Origin of the sequence: Pseudomonas sivasensis, assembly GCF_021391435.1 — a bacterium.
Classification (GTDB): Bacteria; Pseudomonadota; Gammaproteobacteria; order Pseudomonadales; family Pseudomonadaceae; genus Aquipseudomonas; species Aquipseudomonas sivasensis.
On sequence record NZ_CP090029.1, the window covers coordinates 4,217,909 to 4,235,343 of the forward strand.

Genomic DNA, 17,435 nt, shown 5'->3' on the forward strand with positions numbered 1-17,435 from the left:
ATTCGTTACGACTAGCGAAATTGCGCGAGGAACCGCAAGTCGTTGTCGAAGAACAGACGCAAGTCGTTCACGCCGTAACGCAGCATGGCCAGACGCTCAACGCCCATGCCGAAGGCAAAGCCCGAGAACTCTTCCGGATCGATCCCGGACATGCGCAGCACGTTGGGGTGAACCATGCCGCAGCCCATCACTTCCAGCCAACCAGTCTGTTTGCAGACTCGGCAGCCTTTACCGCTGCACATCACGCATTCCATGTCGACTTCAGCGGAAGGCTCGGTGAACGGGAAGAACGATGGACGGAAACGTACCGCCAGCTCTTTCTCGAAGAACACTCGCAGGAACTCTTCGATGGTGCCTTTGAGGTCGGCGAAGTTGATATCGCGATCAACCAGCAGGCCTTCGACCTGATGGAACATCGGCGAGTGGGTGATATCGGAGTCGCTACGATAAACGCGACCTGGGCAGACGATGCGGATCGGCGGTTTGTTCGCTTCCATGGTGCGGACCTGTACCGGTGAGGTATGGGTGCGCAACAGCATGTTCGCGTTGAAATAGAAGGTGTCGTGCATCGACCTGGCCGGGTGATGGCCTGGGATGTTGAGCGCCTCAAAGTTGTGATAGTCGTCTTCGACCTCAGGGCCTTCGGCAATGCCATAGCCTATATGGGTGAAGAACTGCTCGATACGTTCCAGAGTCCGGGTGATCGGATGTAGACCGCCCGAGGCTTGGCCACGGCCAGGCAAAGTTACATCAATAGACTCGGCGGCGAGTTTGGCCGCGAGATCGGCCTCCTCCATCGACGCCTTGCGCGCATTGAGAACCTCTGTGACGCGCTCCTTGGCAACGTTAATCAGCGCGCCGACTTGCGGGCGCTCTTCGGCTGGCAAATTCCCCAGGGTCTTCATCACCTGAGTCAATTCACCCTTTTTGCCAAGGTAGTGAACCCGGATTTGCTCCAGGGCATTGATATCTTCAGCGCTTTGCACAGCCTCAAGAGCTTGAGCGACGAGCGCGTCCAGGTTTTCCATGTACAGACTCCAGATACAAAATAGGGGAAGAGCTTGAAGGCTCTTCCCCTATTTATGACGTTTACCACCTTGGGCTACAGGAGCAGCCCAAGGTGACTGTCGGGGGTACTTAAGCCAAGGAGGCTTTAGCTTTCTCGACAATCGCAGCAAACACCGCTTTTTCGTTCACGGCCAGTTCAGCCAGAACCTTACGGTCGATTTCGATGGACGCTTTTTTCAGGCCAGCGATGAAACGGCTGTAGGACAGACCGTTAACACGCGCACCGGCGTTGATACGAGCGATCCACAGAGCGCGGAACTGACGTTTTTTCTGACGACGGTCACGGTAGGCGTATTGGCCTGCCTTGATTACCGCTTGTTTGGCAACACGGAATACGCGTGAACGCGCGCCGTAGTAGCCTTTAGCAAGTTTCAGAATTTTTTTGTGACGCTTACGGGCCATGACGCCACGCTTTACACGAGCCATGAGTTACTTCCTCTATTCTTGATCCAAAATTAACGAAGGCGCAGCATGCGCTCGACTTTTGCCACGTCAGACGGATGCAGCAAGCTGCTACCGCGCAGTTGACGCTTACGCTTGGTCGACATTTTGGTCAGGATGTGGCTCTTGAAAGCGTGCTTATGCTTGATACCGTTAGCAGTTTTCAGAAACCGCTTAGCAGCACCACTTTTAGTCTTCATCTTTGGCATGTTCGGATACTCCGCATTCAGTTGATAAACATAATCAGAAGGCCTGCCGTGCCCTGTTGATTACTTCTTCTTTTTCGGGGCGATGACCATGATCAGTTGGCGTCCTTCCATCTTAGGATGCTGTTCGACCGAACCGTACTCAAGCAAGTCAGCTTCAACCCGCTTGAGGAGTTCCATCCCCAGCTCCTGGTGGGCCATCTCACGGCCGCGGAATCGCAAGGATACCTTGGCCCTGTCCCCATCACTCAGGAAACGTACCAGGTTGCGCAGTTTTACCTGGTAATCCCCTTCCTCCGTCCCTGGACGAAACTTGATTTCTTTTACTTGAATCTGCTTTTGGTTCTTCTTCGCCGCGGCAACCTGCTTCTTCTTTTCGAAGATCGACTTGCCGTAGTCCATCACCCGACAAACAGGTGGGATTGCATCGGCGGAGATTTCCACCAAGTCCAGCTTGGACTCTTCTGCAATACGAAGCGCTTCATCAATCGAGACGATGCCAATCTGCTCGCCGTCAGCGCCAATTAACCGAACCTCGCGTGCCGAGATATTCTCGTTGATCGGGGCTTTCGGTGCAGCTCGTTTATCTTGTCTCATTTCACGCTTAATAATAATTACTCCGAATCTGGGCGACCACGCCGGGAAACCGCTTGCGCGAGGAACTCAGCGAACTGGGCGACGGGCATAGAGCCCAGGTCAGCACCTTCACGAGTACGCACAGCGACAGTCTGCATCTCGACTTCCCGATCTCCAATAACCAAAAGATAGGGGACCTTGAGCAAAGTATGCTCGCGGATTTTAAAGCCGATCTTTTCATTTCTCAAGTCGGACTTGGCACGAAATCCGCTTTCGTTGAGAGTTTTTTCAACTTCAGCGGCAAATTCTGCCTGTTTATCAGTGATATTCATGATCACTGCCTGGGTCGGAGCCAGCCACGCGGGGAATGCACCCTCGTAGTGCTCGATCAGGATCCCGACGAACCGTTCGAACGAGCCGAGGATCGCCCTGTGCAGCATAACCGGGTGCTTACGACTGTTGTCTTCGGAGACGTATTCGGCTCCCAGACGGATCGGCAGGTTAAAATCGAGCTGCAGAGTACCACACTGCCAGACGCGGCCAAGGCAATCTTTCAGCGAGAACTCGATCTTCGGACCGTAAAACGCGCCCTCGCCCGGCTGCAGGTCGTACGCAAGCCCCGCACTATCAAGCGCTGCGGCCAGTGCCGCTTCGGCGCGATCCCACAGTTCGTCGGAACCGACACGCTTTTCCGGACGAGTGGACAGCTTCATCTCGACGTCGGTGAAACCGAAATCGCGATAAACGTCCATGGTCAGCTTGATAAACGCAGCGGATTCAGCCTGCATCTGCTCTTCTGTGCAGAAGATGTGGGCGTCGTCTTGAGTGAAACCGCGCACGCGCATGATGCCGTGCAGCGCACCCGACGGCTCGTTACGGTGGCAAGCACCGAACTCGGCCAGGCGCATCGGCAACTCGCGGTAGCTCTTCAAGCCCTGGTTGAACACCTGCACATGGCATGGGCAGTTCATTGGCTTAATGGCGTAGTCGCGGTTTTCCGACTGGGTGGTGAACATATTGTCGGCGTAGTTGGCCCAGTGCCCGGATTTCTCCCACAGGCTGCGATCAACGACCTGCGGGGTCTTGATCTCCAGGTAACCGTTATCACGCTGCACCTTACGCATGTACTGCTCAAGCACCTGATACAGGGTCCAGCCGTTCGGATGCCAGAACACCATACCCGGCGCTTCTTCCTGGAGGTGGAACAGATTCAGGCGCTTGCCGATCTTACGGTGATCGCGCTTTTCAGCTTCTTCGATGCGCTGGACATAGGCGGCCAGCTGCTTCTTGTCAGCCCAGGCAGTGCCGTAGATACGTTGCAACTGCTCATTCTTAGCGTCGCCGCGCCAGTAGGCGCCGGACAGCTTGGTCAGCTTGAATGACTTGAGGAAGCGTGTGTTCGGCACGTGCGGACCACGGCACATGTCGACGTATTCTTCGTGGTAGTACAGGCCCATGGCCTGCTCGTCCGGCATGTCTTCCACCAAACGCAGCTTGTAGTCCTCACCACGAGCAGTGAACACTTCGATCACTTCGGCGCGCGGGGTGACTTTCTTGATGACGTCGTAATCTTTCTCGATCAGCGCGTGCATGCGCTGCTCAATGGCAGCCATGTCGTCCGGAGTGAAAGGACGCTCGTAGGCGATGTCGTAATAGAAGCCTTCTTCGATAACCGGACCGATTACCATCTTCGCGGTTGGGTACAACTGCTTGACCGCATGACCAATCAAGTGCGCGCAAGAGTGGCGAATGATCTCCAGCCCCTCTTGATCCTTGGGCGTGATGATTTGCAGACTGGCGTCAGAGGTGATCAGGTCACTGGCATCAACCAGTTTGCCGTCGACCTTGCCGGCCACAGTCGCCTTTGCCAGACCGGCACCAATGGATGCGGCGACCTCGGATACGGATACAGCATGATCGAATGAACGTTGACTGCCATCGGGAAGAGTAATAGTTGGCATGGCGCCTCCTCTCCTAGTGGTGACCCCTACCAAAGGTCACGTGGGTTGGGATGAGCCAGTACAAGATCCAATACCAGGCCGTTCAGTGATGAACGCCTGCCTTACAGCGGCAGGAGCCTTTCGGCCAACCGATAATCGAACCAGAGTGACTGGAGTGAACAAAAAGAACATGGCGAGGCGGCAAATGGCGCGCCCGGGAATAGCCAGGGGAGCGATGCTAGCACAGATGAACGGTCATCGCGCCGGCGCCAGGCCAGGTAACTACTAATTCCAGCCTTTATAGCTGCAAAACGGAACTTGAGCTGTACGCACTACCTCAAACCCACTGAGAATCGCTGTTTGTCCTCGACCCAAAGGAGCATCCCATGATGCGTTTTACTTCTACCCTCGCTCTCGCCGCTACCCTGAGCCTCCTTTCCATCGGCGCGCAGGCTGCTGCGCCCTCCAACTGGCCAGCCGGTGCCCGTGACAGTTTCATCAACGACTGCAGCGCGGCCGCCAGCCAGAACGTTGACGTCAAAACGGCCAAAGCCCACTGCGAATGTGGCGCCGACAAGATCAACGCCGAATTGAGCAGTTCCGAAATCAAGGAATTGATGACCAATCCGAACGCCAGCGCACCACTTAAAAACAAAGCGGTGGCTGCAATTTCATCCTGCAAAGTCGTGAAGAAAAAGTAAGATCGGCGCCAGATCAGACGGCCGCTCTGCTGGAAAAATCGCCCGAAAACTGCCATTTCTCACAAATTACGCAGCTTTTACGGCTTTTTTTAACAGCTGATATTTCGCGCCAAAGCCCCGTAGACCGGGGCTTTCAGCCGACCTAAGCACTAAATGCAACGCTATTGATTGGCAAACAATGCCTTGGGGGGGCTCCCAAGCCGAACATTTCGACTATGATAGCCCGGTGTGCCCAGTTGGCCTGAGCAGCACAGCACTACTGAAAATATATGTTTCTTGGAGATACACCATGTCTAATCGCCAAACCGGCACCGTTAAATGGTTCAACGATGAAAAAGGCTTCGGCTTCATCACTCCTCAAGGTGGCGGTGACGACCTGTTCGTACACTTCAAAGCTATCGAAAGCGACGGTTTCAAAAGCCTGAAAGAAGGCCAAACCGTTTCCTTCGTGGCTGAGAAAGGCCAAAAGGGTATGCAAGCTGCACAGGTTCGCGGCGAGTAATTCTCCGCTGAGCTAAAAAAACCCCGTCCATGTGGCGGGGTTTTTTATGGGCGCTGCAAAAGCAGTGATCAGCCGCAATTGACGCGAGTGATCACCAAGTTGTCGTCAGCGTTTAGGTTCAAGCGGTCGGAGCGGTATTCCAAAGTGATCATATCGTTGGGCTTGAGGATGCGAGCATTCTGCGCACCGGCACGGGCCCGGGCTTGCTCCAGCAACTGAGGCGAAGCTTTCTGGCCGATTGTGAACTCGGCAGCCTTTGACTCACAGCGGCTATGACCTGCATCGGTCACTGCGGCGTCTTTGGCTGGCTCAGAGGTACCCGGGGTGCTGCAACCCGCCAACGCGAGTGCTGCCAACAAAGTACCGAATGATGCGAGCTTCCAAGGCATGAAGCCTCCTATTGAAAAAATGAACAGAGATCGTGCGACAACCGTCTTGCAGATTGGTTTCAAGACGTAAATCGCAGTCGGGCAAGTCTGCCTGACTATCAGCAGGCATTCGCCCGATCAATCGTGACCAGATATGAACATAATCAGTAGATGTCGATGTAGTCAAAAGGTGGCTTGGGCCAGTTTTGCTTCAGCGCGTTGAAAACCTGTGTGACCCAGACCTCGTCGCTGGCAGCGACATTTCCGACGTAACCGGAGCCCTTTGCCCAGGTCTCAAGACGAAACAACAGGCCATCTATGTCAGTGCCCCCGACTACCCCAGATGATAGGTAGGCGATACCGGCCTTGGTCACACGCAGTTGAGTATGTTCGTCATCACTGGCACTGGCGATCAATTGGCGCACGGCGGCCAGGGTGAGATTCTCGGGGTCATTCAAATCGATCTGCACGCGGTATTCCCCGGCAATTAAACAGGAGCACAGTGTCGCACAGCACTTGCTTCATGCCTAAGTAGCAGTGCCAAACGCCGCGCAAAATGCTTAACTGCGCCCGGTAAAGCCGCGCCCCAGCGCATTACCCAGTATTTCAGCTCGTGAGACCTCCATGACCACCGTAACGCTCCAAGCCGACATCAAAGCCAAGTGGCCCCAAGGACAAAGCTCCTACAGCCCCGGAAGCCCAGAGGAACTGGCAATCATCGGTATAGACCTGCTGGTCAAGGAACTCGGCACTCAGGCGGCACAAGCCTTCATTGGCCAGGTATTCGAGAAATACCCGGCCGATCACATGGGGGCACACAACCCCGAGCGAGAATAAGAACCGGCCGACGAACGTCGACCGGCAATCGGTTTACTTCAGCCGCGCAAGGCGCTCAGTCAGCAGATCGAAGAAGCCCTGAGCGTCGCCGTTCTCAACCCAGAACGCATTCTTTGGTTGTTTCAGACCGTCGTACCAATCGACGATGGTCTGCCCGAATGTCGGGCCTTCACGGCTGTCCACCACCACATTGACCTCGCGACCACTGAACAGCGAAGGCTTGAGCAGGTACGCAACAACGGTGGCGTCATGTACCGGGCCGCCCGGGATGCCATAGTGCTCCATATCGCCTTTGACGTATTCGTTGAGAATATCGCCGACGACCTTGCTGGCGTTGTTCTTGAGGTCGGCAATCTTTTTCAGACGCGCCTCACTGGTCAGTACCTTGTGGGTCACATCCAGCGGCAGGTAAGTCAGCTTGACGCCACTCTTGAGCACGATCTCTGCAGCAATCGGATCGGCGAACAGGTTGAACTCGGCAACCGGCGTGATATTGCCTCCATTGAAGTGCGCGCCGCCCATCACTACCACTTCTTTGATGCCCTGGGTGATTTCCGGATCCTGAGTCAGTGCCAGCGCCAGGTTGGTCTGCGGACCCAGCATGGCGATAGTGATGCTGTGAGGCTTGGCAGCACGAAGGGTCTTGATCAGGTAATCAACGGCATTGCCTTCGGCCAGGCCCTTTTTAGGCTCATGCACGGTGACGCCGGAAATGCCCTCCTTGCCATGGATGTTTTCGGCATAGATCGGTTTGCGCAGCATCGGCGCTGGTGCACCGGCGTAGACCGGAATGTCCTCACGCCCCGCCCACTCGCGGGCCAGGCGTGCGTTACGCGAGGTCTTGTCCAGGCGCACGTTACCGGCGACGGTGGTCAGCGCACGGATGTTCAATTCGTCCGGGGAAGCCATGGCGAAGAGCAAGGCCACTACATCGTCGGCACCTGGATCAGTGTCGATGATGAGGTCGATTTTTTCCGCCGCGTGGGCGCTTGCAGCAGTGAGCGCGGACAAAAGCAGGACACTCCGAAACAGATTTCTCAGGATTGGAAGACCACGTTGCATAAAACACTCCTTGTCGTTGGGGAACTCTAGAACGTTACGCCGGACACCAGCGCAATATTGCAGTAAGGCTGGCATTCGCCGGTGCGCACAACCGCGCGCGCCTGGCGACTCAGTTGCTTGAACGCTTCATGACTGAGCAGACGTCGCTCGCCGAGGGCGGCCTGTTCACTCAGCACGTTCAACTGCGCCAGCGCAGGTGGCTGCTTGAGCAGGATTTCTTCCGCCAGCACGTGGCTTTCCACCTGCATCTCACTGAGCACGATACGCAAAGTGCTGATGAAATCAGGAATACCTTTTGTAAGCGCCAGGTCGATCAACTCGACGCCGGGCGGCACCGGCAAACCAGCATCGCCGATCACCAGAATGTCGCCATGGCCCAGGGAAGCTATCAGCCGCGACAGAGCGATATTGAGCAGAGGGGTCTTTTTCATAAAGGTACAAAACCTTGAACGTCATGCAGCGTAGGAATGGAAGGTTGCGCACCCGCACGTGTGACTGACAATGCTGCAGCGACCTGACCAAAACGTATGGCCTCGGCTTCGCTTTTACCGCTGGCAAGGGCCGCCGCAAAACCACCGACAAAGGTATCGCCAGCAGCCGTGGTATCCAACGCCTTGACCTTGGGCGCCACCAAGTGCTCAAAGCCACTGCCATCCGCAAACAATGCACCTTGGGCGCCCAGAGTGATGATGACTTTGCCGGCACCGGCTTTAATCAGTTGCGTGGCAGCCACTTTGGCACTGTCCAGAGAGTCGACTGTCACACCGCTCAATGCGGTGGCCTCGCTTTCGTTGGGAATCAGATAATCGACCGAGGCATACCACTCGGCGGGCAACGGTGCGCTGGCCGGCGCAGGGTTGAGGATCACGGTCTTGCCCAGTTCACGACCGCGCTTGAGCGCATAGGCCACGGTAGCCATCGGCACTTCCAGCTGGCAGATGATCACATCGGCGGCCTGCAGCACCGCATCAGACGCCTGCAGTGACGCGGGCGTCAGCTCGCCGTTGCTGCCGGCAACAATCACAATCGCATTCTGGCTGCTGTCATCCACCACGATCAACGCCACGCCACTGGAACCGTCCACGGTACTGACGGCCTGGCAATCGATACCTTCCACCAGCAATGCGTCACGCAACTCAGTGCCGTAGGCATCGGTGCCGACACAGCCAATCATCGCCACACTCGCACCCAGTCGCGCCGATGCAACGGCCTGGTTGGCACCCTTGCCGCCCGGCACCGTGGAAAAAGTTTGGCCAATCAGGGTCTCACCGGCACGGGGCAGCCGGCTGGCGCGGGTGACCAGGTCCATGTTCAAGCTGCCTACTACCACTACTTTTGCTGGCATACATCAGTACTCATCAATTCGGTTCAGCGGTATTGCGCGAACACACCGGCGACGGGCGCCGTCGACTCGCGCAATACGATGCTCGGCGTCACGATGCGTTGATCGATCGGCAGTTGGGGTGTTGCAATTCGTCGCAGTAAAAGCTCGGCGGCCGTCTCGCCCAGTTGCAGGATCGACTGGCCGACCGTGGTCAGGGCCGGGTACACATAGCGGCCCATTTGAATATCATCAAATCCGATCACCGACAGCTCGCCGGGCACGCGGATATTACGCTCAGCTGCAGCACGCAATACGCCGAAGCCGATCATGTCGTTACTGGCAAAAATCGCGCTGGGCGGGTTCTGCGCCAGCAATTGCACGGCAGCAGCATAACCGCCGGTGCTGGTGAAGTCGCTTTCCCGGGTGCGATTGGGCGCAACGTCCACACCGGCCTCGCGGAGCGCGCGCTGGTATCCCGCCAGGCGCATTTGCGCGACACGGGTGTGGGCCGGGCCGCCGATACAGGCGATGTCCCGATGCCCCAGCTCAAGCAAATGCCGGGTCGCCAGGTAGGCGCCCTCTTCATGATCGATGCGCACCAGATCGACATCAATGCCGTCCAGCGCCCGGTCGACAATCACCATGGGCGTGCGCACCGCGCTCAACCCAGCGGCGAGGCCGCTGTCATCACCACCCACCGAGGTCACGATCAAGCCGTCGATGCGCTTTTCCAACAACACCCGCAAATAGCTGCGCTGTTTTTCAGCATTGTCGTCGGAGTTGCAGAGGATCACGCAGTAGCCGTTACGCTCGCAGTAATCCTCGATGCCTCGTGCCAGCTCCGCGAAATACGGGTTGAGGCTGTTGGGTACCAGCAAACCGATGGTGGCCGTGGTCTTGGCCTTGAGCGAGCGCGCGACGGCGCTGGGCACATAGTCGAGCTGCTTGATGGCCGCTTCGACCTTGACCCGTACCGGCTCACTCACTGGGCGCGTCTTGTTCACCACATGGGACACGGTGGTGTAGGAAATCCCTGCAAGCGCCGCCACATCCTTGATCGTTGCCATGGTTCAGCCCCGCCGACTAGCACGTTGGCTGCGGTACGTATCGAGAACCACTGCAATCACGATCACAGCACCGGTGATGATGCGCTTCGTGGGCTCCGTGGCGCCGATCTGTGCCAGGCCAGCGGCCAATACCGAGATAATCAACACGCCAAAGAAGGTACTGATTACCGAACCGCGCCCGCCCATCAGGCTGGTGCCGCCGATCACCACCGCGGCGATCACTTGCAGCTCCAGACCGGAGCCAGCGTTCGGGTCCGCGGCTTCCAAACGCGAGATCTGGAATAACGCCGCGACACCGGCCAGCAGGCCCATGAGACTGAACACCAGAATCTTGTAAGGCTTGGGATTGATACCGGCCAGGCGCACGGCCTCTTCGTTGGTGCCGATACCGATCAGGTAACGACCGAACACGGTGCGGGTCAATACTAGCTGCGCAGCGATGATCACCAGCAAGGCAATGATGAACGACGGCGAGATACCAAACGCAATCGGGTTGGACAGCCAGGCAAACGAATCACCGATGTAGGCGGTGCGCGAACCGGTCATTTGGTACGCAACGCCCCGTGCCATTTCCAACACACCGAGTGACACGATAAACGACGGGATCCGCCAGGCCACGGTGATCGAGCCGGTGATGGTGCCGGCCAACGCGGCGCAGCCCATGCCGAGCAGAGCGGCCGGCAACACGCTCCAGCCCCACCCGAGAATCGCCACGCTGACTGCCGACGCCGCCAGGGCCAGCACCGAGCCCACCGACAAGTCGATACCGCCGATGATCAGGATGAACGTCATGCCCACCGCCAGCACCATCAGGTCCGGGATCTGGTTGGCCAGGGTGCTGAAGGTGTCATAGGACAGGAAGTGGTCACTGAGCACCGAAAACAGCGCAATCATCGCGAGCAAGGCGCCCGCTAGCCCCAGGTAGGTGCCCAGTCCGTAGAAGTTGCCGCCCGCTTTACCGGAGGTAGTTGTGGTTTTCATGGGGTATCCCTAAGCACTGCGTCATTGAGCAGCGCATCACGTTTCTGATAGCCGGCAAAGGCGGCGGCGAGCAATTCGTCCTGGGTCCAGCTGTCACGCTCAAAGGTCTCGATCAGACGCCCGGCAGACAGCACGCCGATGCGGTCGCAGATCAGCATGAGCTCACGCAGGTCGCTCGATACCACCACCAGCGCTTTGCCCTGGCGGGTCAATTCGCCGAGCAAGGCATAAATGTCGAACTTGGCACCTACATCAATTCCGCGGGTGGGTTCGTCGAACAACATCACCGAGCAGTCGCGCTCCAGCCAGCGGCCAATCACCACTTTCTGCTGATTGCCGCCAGACAGTTCCGACACCAGTTGCGCCGGGCTGGAACTGCGGATGCGCATCGCGTCGATCTGGCGCTTGGCCAACGCGGTTTCATCGCGGCTGTTTACCACGCCGCCGCCAGAGATTTCCGGCATGTTGCCCAGGGCAATATTGGCACTGATGGACTGAGTCAGCAGCAGGCCTTCACCCTTGCGATCTTCAGTGATCAGGGCGATACCATGCCCCACCGCATCCACGGGAGAGCGAATGCTCACCACCTTGGCCGGTGAGCCCAGGGCCACGGTGCCGCTGTCGGCCAGATCGGCACCAAAGATCAGACGCAGCAATTCGGTACGGCCAGCGCCGATCAGGCCGGAAATGCCATAGATCTCGCCGGCACGCACTTCAAAGGACACGTCACGGACTTTGTCCGAGCGGCTCAGGCCTTTCACAGTCAGGGCCGGGCCGCCGATGCTGCGCGGCCCCAGGTCGATGTGTTCACCCAGCTCGCGCCCCACCATCAAGGTGACCAATTGCTCACTGTTGTAATTGGCCATCGGTTCGACGCAGACCAGCTTGCCGTCGCGCAATACCGCAATGCGCTGGGCAACACGGGCCAACTCTTCCAGCCGGTGCGAAATGTAAATAATCGCCACGCCCCGAGCCTGCAGGCGGGTGATTTGCTCAAACAGCATCTCGACTTCACGCGCGGTGAGCATGGCCGTGGGTTCGTCGAGGATCAGTACATGGCAGTCGCCAATCAGGTTGCGGGCGATCTCAACCATTTGCTGGTGACCGATGCCCAGGCTGCCGACCAGCGTGTCAGGGTCGATGGCGTCCAGGCCGACTTGGGCCATGGCCTCGATCGCGGCTTTGCGCAGTTGCTTGCGGCTGATCCAGCCACAGTGGCTGGGCAGGTTATCCAGGAACAGGTTTTCGGCCACGGTCAGCGTCGGCAGCAGGTTGAGTTCCTGCATGACCATGCGCACACCCAACGCTTCAGCCTGGGTACGGCTGGCAGGACAGTAATCCTGACCATTGAATTGCATGTGCCCGGTGGTCGGCGTGACCAGCCCGCCGATGATCTTGGACAGGGTGCTTTTGCCTGCGCCATTCTCGCCGGTCAGCGCCAGCACTTCCCCACGGTTGAGCGTGAGGGTGATGTCGGACAGAACCGGTTGGGCATAGGTCTTACCGATACCGCTGACCGAGAGGACAGCGTTCGGGGCGGAAGATGACATAGGAAAATCTCCAGGCGCCCGCTCAGGACGAGCGGGCGCTGTTGGGTGCCGCCAGAATTACTTCTTGAGGACGAGTTCGACCGGGGTTTCGATCACGCCGTCTTTGGCATCGACTTTCTCACCCTTGACCAGCTTAAGGGCGTTCTGGATACCGAATACCGCTTGCTGGGCAGCTGCCTGGTCGGCGGTAGCCAGTACGCGGCCGTCCTGCAACATCGGCTTGATCGCTTCGATATTGTCGTAACCCACGACCATTACCTTGCCCGCCTTGCCTGCCGCACGCACCGCGGAGACAGCGCCCAGGGCCATGTTATCGTTACCGGCCAACAAGGCCTTGAGGTCCGGGTATTCGCTCAGCATGGCCGAGGCGACTTTCTGGCCCTGGTCGATTTCCCAGTTGCCGGATTGAGTGGAAACGATCTTCATACCGGCAGCGTCCATCGCATCTTTGTAGCCGGCGGTGCGCTGCTGGGCGTTGGTGGTAGTCGGTACGCCTTCGATGATGCCGACTTTGTCACCTGCTGCCAGTTGCTTGGCCAGGTAGTCGCCCACGAGCTTGGAGCCCTTGCGGTTGTCGGGGCCAACGAAGGGAATATCGAGATTTTTGCTTTTCAGTACACCGGGGTCCAGGCGGTTGTCGATGTTGACGACCTTGATACCGGCGTCGGAGGCTTTCTTCAGTACGGTGACCAGTGCCTTGGAGTCAGCAGGCGCGATGACGATGGCGTTAACCTTGGCGAGGATCATTTGGTTGACGATATCGATCTGCGCGCTGGTATCAGTTTCGTTCTTGATGCCGTTGGTGATCATGTCGAAATCGGCGGCATGGTCTTTCTGGTAAGCCTTGGCACCGTCCTGCATGGTGACGAAGAATTCATTGGCGAGAGATTTCATCACCAGGCCGACCTTGGGTTTGGCGGCGGCGTCGTCAGCAAAGGCAGAGGACAGAGGTAAAGCGGCGGATGCGGCAGCAAGCACAGCGACAGCAAGAAGACGTCCAGCGAATGGCAGCTTCATGGGTTCACTCCGATCTTATGATTATTGTGAGCAACGCTTGCACCGAAGAGTCCTTCGGCAGCCATCCCACACGGGTGGCTGATTCGATGTTTCAGAGCACTCAGGGAGCACCGCGTGAAACATCTCGCAAACGTTTGCGTTAATCAAACTATGAGAACCTTGTCGAGATTTGTCAACGGTAGAACACAGCCTTTCATCTAAGGCCTCTAGCCTCTGTCCTCCCGTCCAGCGAAAGGACGTTATTAAACATTCCCCCCAACGCTTCGTTCTCTGAAACGACAGACCTCTTCATGCGAGTCAGTATTTCCCGATGATCATCTTCGGACAACCGAACGCAATCATGCAGCGTGTTCGGAAAGCCGGACAGAAGCATTGCGGGACCCGCCATAAGAACGACAATTATTGTTATAAATCAGCTAGTTAATTTATATCCAAGAACTTAATCAGCCTGGTACAAATCCTGCTCCTACCCAGCACCTCGTGGCATTCAGAACCGCCCGGGCGCTCTAGATGAACCTGCTACAGCACTCATCAAAAACCAGAGAGAAAAACAATGAAATCTGCACTGAAGAACTTTGTTCCGGGCGCGTTAGCCCTTCTGCTGCTGTTCCCTGTTGCCGCTCAGGCAAAGGAAGTTGAATCCAAGACCAAACTGGCCAACGTGGTAATTCTCGCCACCGGTGGCACCATTGCCGGCGCTGGCGCCAGTGCGGCCAACAGCGCTACCTACCAGGCGGCCAAAGTCGGTATCGAGCAATTGATCGCCGGTGTTCCTGAACTTAGCCAGATTGCCAATGTGCGTGGCGAGCAAGTGATGCAAATTGCATCCGAAAGCATCAACAACGAAAACCTGCTGCAACTGGGTCGACGCGTCGCCGAACTGGCTGACAACAAAGACGTGGATGGCATCGTGATCACCCACGGTACCGACACCCTGGAAGAGACCGCCTACTTCCTGAACCTGGTGGAAAAAACTGACAAGCCAATCGTGGTAGTTGGTTCCATGCGCCCAGGCACCGCCATGTCGGCCGACGGCATGCTCAACCTCTACAACGCCGTGGCTGTAGCCGGCAGCAAGGACGCGCGCGGTAAAGGGGTGCTGGTGACCATGAACGACGAGATCCAATCGGGTCGCGACGTAAGCAAGATGATCAATATCAAGACCGAAGCCTTCAAGAGCCCATGGGGCCCAATGGGCATGGTGGTTGAAGGCAAATCCTACTGGTTCCGCCTGCCTGCCAAGCGCCATACCATGGATTCGGAATTCGACATCAAGAACATCAAAAGCCTGCCGGACGTCGAAATCGCCTACGGCTACGGCAACGTAAGCGACACAGCCTACAAAGCCCTGGCCCAGGCTGGTGCCAAAGCAATCATCCACGCGGGTACTGGCAATGGTTCGGTATCTTCCAAAGTGGTGCCTGCCCTGGTGGAACTGCGCAAGCAAGGCGTGCAGATCATTCGCTCCTCCCACGTGAATGCCGGCGGCATGGTGTTGCGTAACGCTGAACAGCCTGACGACAAATACGACTGGGTTGCTGCCCTCGACCTGAACCCGCAGAAAGCGCGGATTCTGGCAATGGTTGCCCTGACCAAGACCCAAGACAGCAAAGAGCTTCAACGGATTTTCTGGGAATATTGATTCCTGACTGAACCTTGTATGTGGCGAGGGAGCTTGCTCCCGCTCATGTACGCAGCGCCCGAAAGCTTCTTTTTTGGGCCGCTTCGCGGACCAGCGGGAACAACTTCCCTCGCCACAACAACCTACCTATCCCTCTCCCCCCGCCCTACACCCAACCCCCTAACTCGCCGCCAGACGAATCTCTTAAATTTTAAGCAGTTGCGAAATTGCCTACACTTAAATACTGTATGCACGTACAGCTTATTAAGGAATGCTCCGTGGCAAAGTCATCTTCCGCAGTACCTACCCCGCCCAATGCCTACACACGCCTGGCCATTCGCGTGCAAAAAATCATCAACTCCACCAATGCCCAAAAAGCCAAGGCAGCCCTGATCTTCCGCTTGCCGGAGGAACCAGAGGACGATTGGCAGCGCTTGTTGGAGGAGATTGCGGAGAACGACAACGTCACCCTAGCCTACCGGGATGACGGTGGCGTGCAGATTTTCTGGGTTGTGCCGAAGGAAGATTGATTGAATGAGTGCCCGTTTTATTGCTGTATGTTGCCTGTTTTTTGCCGTTACCGCTCACGCTCAGGCGCCCCGAACCTTCAGTGAAGCCAAAAAAGTTGCCTGGACACTCTACGCCCCGCAATCCACCGAGTTCTATTGCGGCTGCAAGTACAGCGGCAACCGCGTTGACTTGAAAGCCTGCGGATATATCCCACGCAAAAACGCCAACCGCGCCGCACGCATCGAGTGGGAACACATTGTTCCGGCCTGGCAGATCGGACATCAGCGCCAGTGCTGGCAGAATGGCGGGCGCAAGAACTGCACGCGCCATGATGACGTGTTCAAGCGTGCCGAAGCAGACCTGCACAATTTGGTGCCGAGTATCGGCGAGGTCAATGGAGACCGAAGCAACTTCAGCTTTGGCTGGCTGCCAGTGCAACGCGGGCAGTACGGTTCATGCCTGACCCAAGTGGATTTCAAGGCCAAGAAGGTGATGCCGCGACCTTCCGTACGCGGGATGATCGCGCGAACCTACTTCTACATGAGCAAACAATACGGCTTGCGCCTGTCGAAACAGGATCGCCAGTTGTACGAAGCCTGGAACAAAACCTACCCGGTCCAAGCCTGGGAGCGCCAGCGTAACCAGACGGTGGCGTGTGTGATGGGGCGTGGCAATGAGTTTGTCGGCCCGGTCAACCTGAAAGCCTGCGGTTGAAGATGGGCGGCACTGCCGCCCAATCGGCCCGTTACTGCGCAGGCTGGTGTTCGATGATCTCAGACACCGTGTCAGTTTTCTTGGCACGAGCCATCTTTTCGTTAAGCAGGGTCTGCTTTGCCTCGGCTTCGGCCTTAGTTGCGAACGGCCCCAACAGCACTTCGTCCTTGCCGTCGACCTTAACGATATAAAAATTGAAACCATGTTCGAGCAACCAGGCGGTCAGGTCGGTGATCGCCTGCAGTTTGTGGTCCGGCGGACCTACTCGCAGGTCCCACTCTTGGGCGGCAATCGCGCCGGTTTGTGGCTGGCTTTCGGTCACGGCAGGCTTGGCCTTGGGGGCGTCGACGCGTTTGCCTTCACCGCAACCGGCCAGTGCCAACACCGCAATTGCCATCGCTACTTTACGCACTGCCCTGCTCCTCTAAGGATAAAGAGGCAACTTTATCATTCACTGTCTATTCTGGCCGTCATAAACGTTGGCTTAAACAATGCGAATGATGTATCCCAGACCTGTATGATGCCGCCATGGGAATTAATGTCGCCTCTATGCGTCCTAAAAGAGGCAGTCACAGGGAAGCGCTTAGCAGTAAGCTACACACATCCGACACCTGCCCTGTCTGAAACATGTGTCCTAAAAGCAATCAAGGAGAAGTCCATGCTTATACTCACCCGCAAAGTCGGTGAAAGCATAAACATCGGTGATGACATCACGATCACCATCCTGGGCGTCAGCGGCCAGCAAGTAAGAATCGGCATCAACGCCCCCAAGGATGTTGCCGTGCATCGCGAGGAGATCTACCAGCGCATCCAGGCCGGCCTGACCGCTCCGGATAAAAACCAGACGCCTTGAGGCGCACTCAGTAGCCAGCCCTTTCGTTCATGTAACGGCTGGCGAAAGCCTATTGGACTGTTCTTGGGCTGAATGAGTGATTAGCGTCGTCCAAAGT

At 57.0% G+C, this 17,435-nt stretch carries 22 protein-coding genes; 7 read left to right on the forward strand and 15 right to left on the reverse strand.

Translation table 11 applies throughout. The features are described 5' to 3' along the window. Positions 1-11 precede the first annotated feature (11 nt). From pheS to thrS, 5 genes are all read right to left on the reverse strand, one after another. Positions 12-1,028, reverse strand: a complete 1,017-nt coding sequence (gene pheS, locus LRO94_RS18910) for a phenylalanine--tRNA ligase subunit alpha (RefSeq protein ID WP_032886973.1) — start codon at positions 1,026-1,028, stop codon at positions 12-14. 109 nt (positions 1,029-1,137) lie between these two features. After that, entirely contained in the window at positions 1,138-1,494 is a 357-nt protein-coding gene (gene rplT, locus LRO94_RS18915) for a 50S ribosomal protein L20 (RefSeq protein WP_003192488.1), read from the reverse strand. A gap of 29 nt (positions 1,495-1,523) precedes the next feature. Then, complete coding sequence (gene rpmI / locus LRO94_RS18920) at positions 1,524-1,718, reverse strand: 50S ribosomal protein L35 (protein WP_002553160.1); 195 nt, start codon at positions 1,716-1,718, stop codon at positions 1,524-1,526. A gap of 60 nt (positions 1,719-1,778) precedes the next feature. Next, positions 1,779-2,330, reverse strand: a complete 552-nt coding sequence (gene infC, locus LRO94_RS18925) for a translation initiation factor IF-3 (RefSeq protein WP_015884933.1) — start codon at positions 2,328-2,330, stop codon at positions 1,779-1,781. Continuing rightward, entirely contained in the window at positions 2,330-4,252 is a 1,923-nt protein-coding gene (gene thrS / locus LRO94_RS18930; protein ID WP_032886975.1) for a threonine--tRNA ligase, read from the reverse strand. The genes infC and thrS overlap by 1 nt, the downstream gene beginning before the upstream one ends. Positions 4,253-4,617: 365 nt before the next feature. Between thrS and LRO94_RS18935 the strand changes: the two genes are divergently transcribed. Together LRO94_RS18935 and LRO94_RS18940 are read left to right on the forward strand one after the other, a co-directional pair. Further along, on the forward strand, positions 4,618-4,932 hold the full coding sequence (locus LRO94_RS18935) for a hypothetical protein (RefSeq protein WP_081797709.1): 315 nt from the start codon (positions 4,618-4,620) through the stop codon (positions 4,930-4,932). 289 nt (positions 4,933-5,221) lie between these two features. Further along, positions 5,222-5,434 (forward strand): cold-shock protein, encoded by a 213-nt coding sequence (locus tag LRO94_RS18940; protein ID WP_003234260.1) that lies wholly within the window; start codon positions 5,222-5,224, stop codon positions 5,432-5,434. A gap of 68 nt (positions 5,435-5,502) precedes the next feature. Here the strand turns inward: LRO94_RS18940 and LRO94_RS18945 are convergent, their stop codons facing one another. Both LRO94_RS18945 and LRO94_RS18950 read right to left on the reverse strand, forming a co-directional pair. Continuing rightward, positions 5,503-5,823, reverse strand: coding sequence for an I78 family peptidase inhibitor (locus tag LRO94_RS18945; protein WP_032886976.1), 321 nt, complete (start codon positions 5,821-5,823; stop codon positions 5,503-5,505). Between the two features lie 143 nt (positions 5,824-5,966). After that, entirely contained in the window at positions 5,967-6,272 is a 306-nt protein-coding gene (locus LRO94_RS18950) for a hypothetical protein (protein ID WP_032886977.1), read from the reverse strand. Between the two features lie 154 nt (positions 6,273-6,426). Between LRO94_RS18950 and LRO94_RS18955 the strand changes: the two genes are divergently transcribed. Next, positions 6,427-6,639 carry a hypothetical protein gene (locus tag LRO94_RS18955; RefSeq protein ID WP_032886978.1) on the forward strand — a complete coding sequence of 71 codons (213 nt, stop codon included), beginning with the start codon at positions 6,427-6,429 and terminating at the stop codon, positions 6,637-6,639. Between the two features lie 33 nt (positions 6,640-6,672). Here the strand turns inward: LRO94_RS18955 and LRO94_RS18960 are convergent, their stop codons facing one another. The 7 genes from LRO94_RS18960 to LRO94_RS18990 are packed head-to-tail and all read right to left on the reverse strand — an operon-like array spanning position 6,673 to position 13,640. Continuing rightward, entirely contained in the window at positions 6,673-7,701 is a 1,029-nt protein-coding gene (locus LRO94_RS18960) for a nucleoside hydrolase (RefSeq protein WP_032886980.1), read from the reverse strand. A gap of 26 nt (positions 7,702-7,727) precedes the next feature. Next, positions 7,728-8,132: a D-ribose pyranase gene (gene rbsD, locus LRO94_RS18965; RefSeq protein WP_032886981.1), complete on the reverse strand. Its 405-nt coding sequence runs from the start codon at positions 8,130-8,132 to the stop codon at positions 7,728-7,730. Beyond that, positions 8,129-9,046: a ribokinase gene (gene rbsK, locus LRO94_RS18970; protein WP_099602676.1), complete on the reverse strand. Its 918-nt coding sequence runs from the start codon at positions 9,044-9,046 to the stop codon at positions 8,129-8,131. Before rbsK ends, rbsD begins: the two co-directional genes overlap by 4 nt. Positions 9,047-9,069: 23 nt before the next feature. Beyond that, positions 9,070-10,092: a LacI family DNA-binding transcriptional regulator gene (locus LRO94_RS18975; RefSeq protein ID WP_032886984.1), complete on the reverse strand. Its 1,023-nt coding sequence runs from the start codon at positions 10,090-10,092 to the stop codon at positions 9,070-9,072. Positions 10,093-10,095: 3 nt separating this feature from the next. Beyond that, positions 10,096-11,073, reverse strand: coding sequence for an ABC transporter permease (locus LRO94_RS18980; protein ID WP_032886985.1), 978 nt, complete (start codon positions 11,071-11,073; stop codon positions 10,096-10,098). Beyond that, positions 11,070-12,623, reverse strand: a complete 1,554-nt coding sequence (locus LRO94_RS18985) for a sugar ABC transporter ATP-binding protein (RefSeq protein WP_095185576.1) — start codon at positions 12,621-12,623, stop codon at positions 11,070-11,072. Before LRO94_RS18985 ends, LRO94_RS18980 begins: the two co-directional genes overlap by 4 nt. 57 nt (positions 12,624-12,680) lie before the next feature. Continuing rightward, entirely contained in the window at positions 12,681-13,640 is a 960-nt protein-coding gene (locus LRO94_RS18990; protein ID WP_032886989.1) for a sugar ABC transporter substrate-binding protein, read from the reverse strand. 553 nt (positions 13,641-14,193) lie between these two features. Here LRO94_RS18990 and LRO94_RS18995 point away from each other — a divergent pair. The 3 genes from LRO94_RS18995 to LRO94_RS19005 all read left to right on the forward strand — a co-directional run bounded on the left by LRO94_RS18995 (position 14,194) and on the right by LRO94_RS19005 (position 16,485). Further along, the gene (locus tag LRO94_RS18995) at positions 14,194-15,282 is read left to right on the forward strand and encodes an asparaginase (RefSeq protein ID WP_032886990.1); all 1,089 of its coding nucleotides are present in this window, start codon (positions 14,194-14,196) and stop codon (positions 15,280-15,282) included. 257 nt (positions 15,283-15,539) lie between these two features. Continuing rightward, a complete protein-coding gene (locus LRO94_RS19000) occupies positions 15,540-15,791 on the forward strand; it encodes a DUF1654 domain-containing protein (protein WP_179178700.1) in 252 nt (83 codons plus the stop codon). 4 nt (positions 15,792-15,795) lie between these two features. Next, complete coding sequence (locus LRO94_RS19005; RefSeq protein ID WP_095185574.1) at positions 15,796-16,485, forward strand: endonuclease; 690 nt, start codon at positions 15,796-15,798, stop codon at positions 16,483-16,485. 31 nt (positions 16,486-16,516) lie between these two features. On the opposite strand, the gene LRO94_RS19010 is transcribed toward LRO94_RS19005, so the two are convergent. Next, a complete protein-coding gene (locus LRO94_RS19010) occupies positions 16,517-16,882 on the reverse strand; it encodes a penicillin-binding protein activator LpoB (protein WP_081797711.1) in 366 nt (121 codons plus the stop codon). A 261-nt stretch (positions 16,883-17,143) separates the two neighbouring features. Here LRO94_RS19010 and csrA point away from each other — a divergent pair, with 261 nt between their 5' ends. Continuing rightward, positions 17,144-17,338 (forward strand): carbon storage regulator CsrA, encoded by a 195-nt coding sequence (gene csrA, locus LRO94_RS19015; RefSeq protein WP_003192511.1) that lies wholly within the window; start codon positions 17,144-17,146, stop codon positions 17,336-17,338. Positions 17,339-17,435 lie beyond the last annotated feature (97 nt).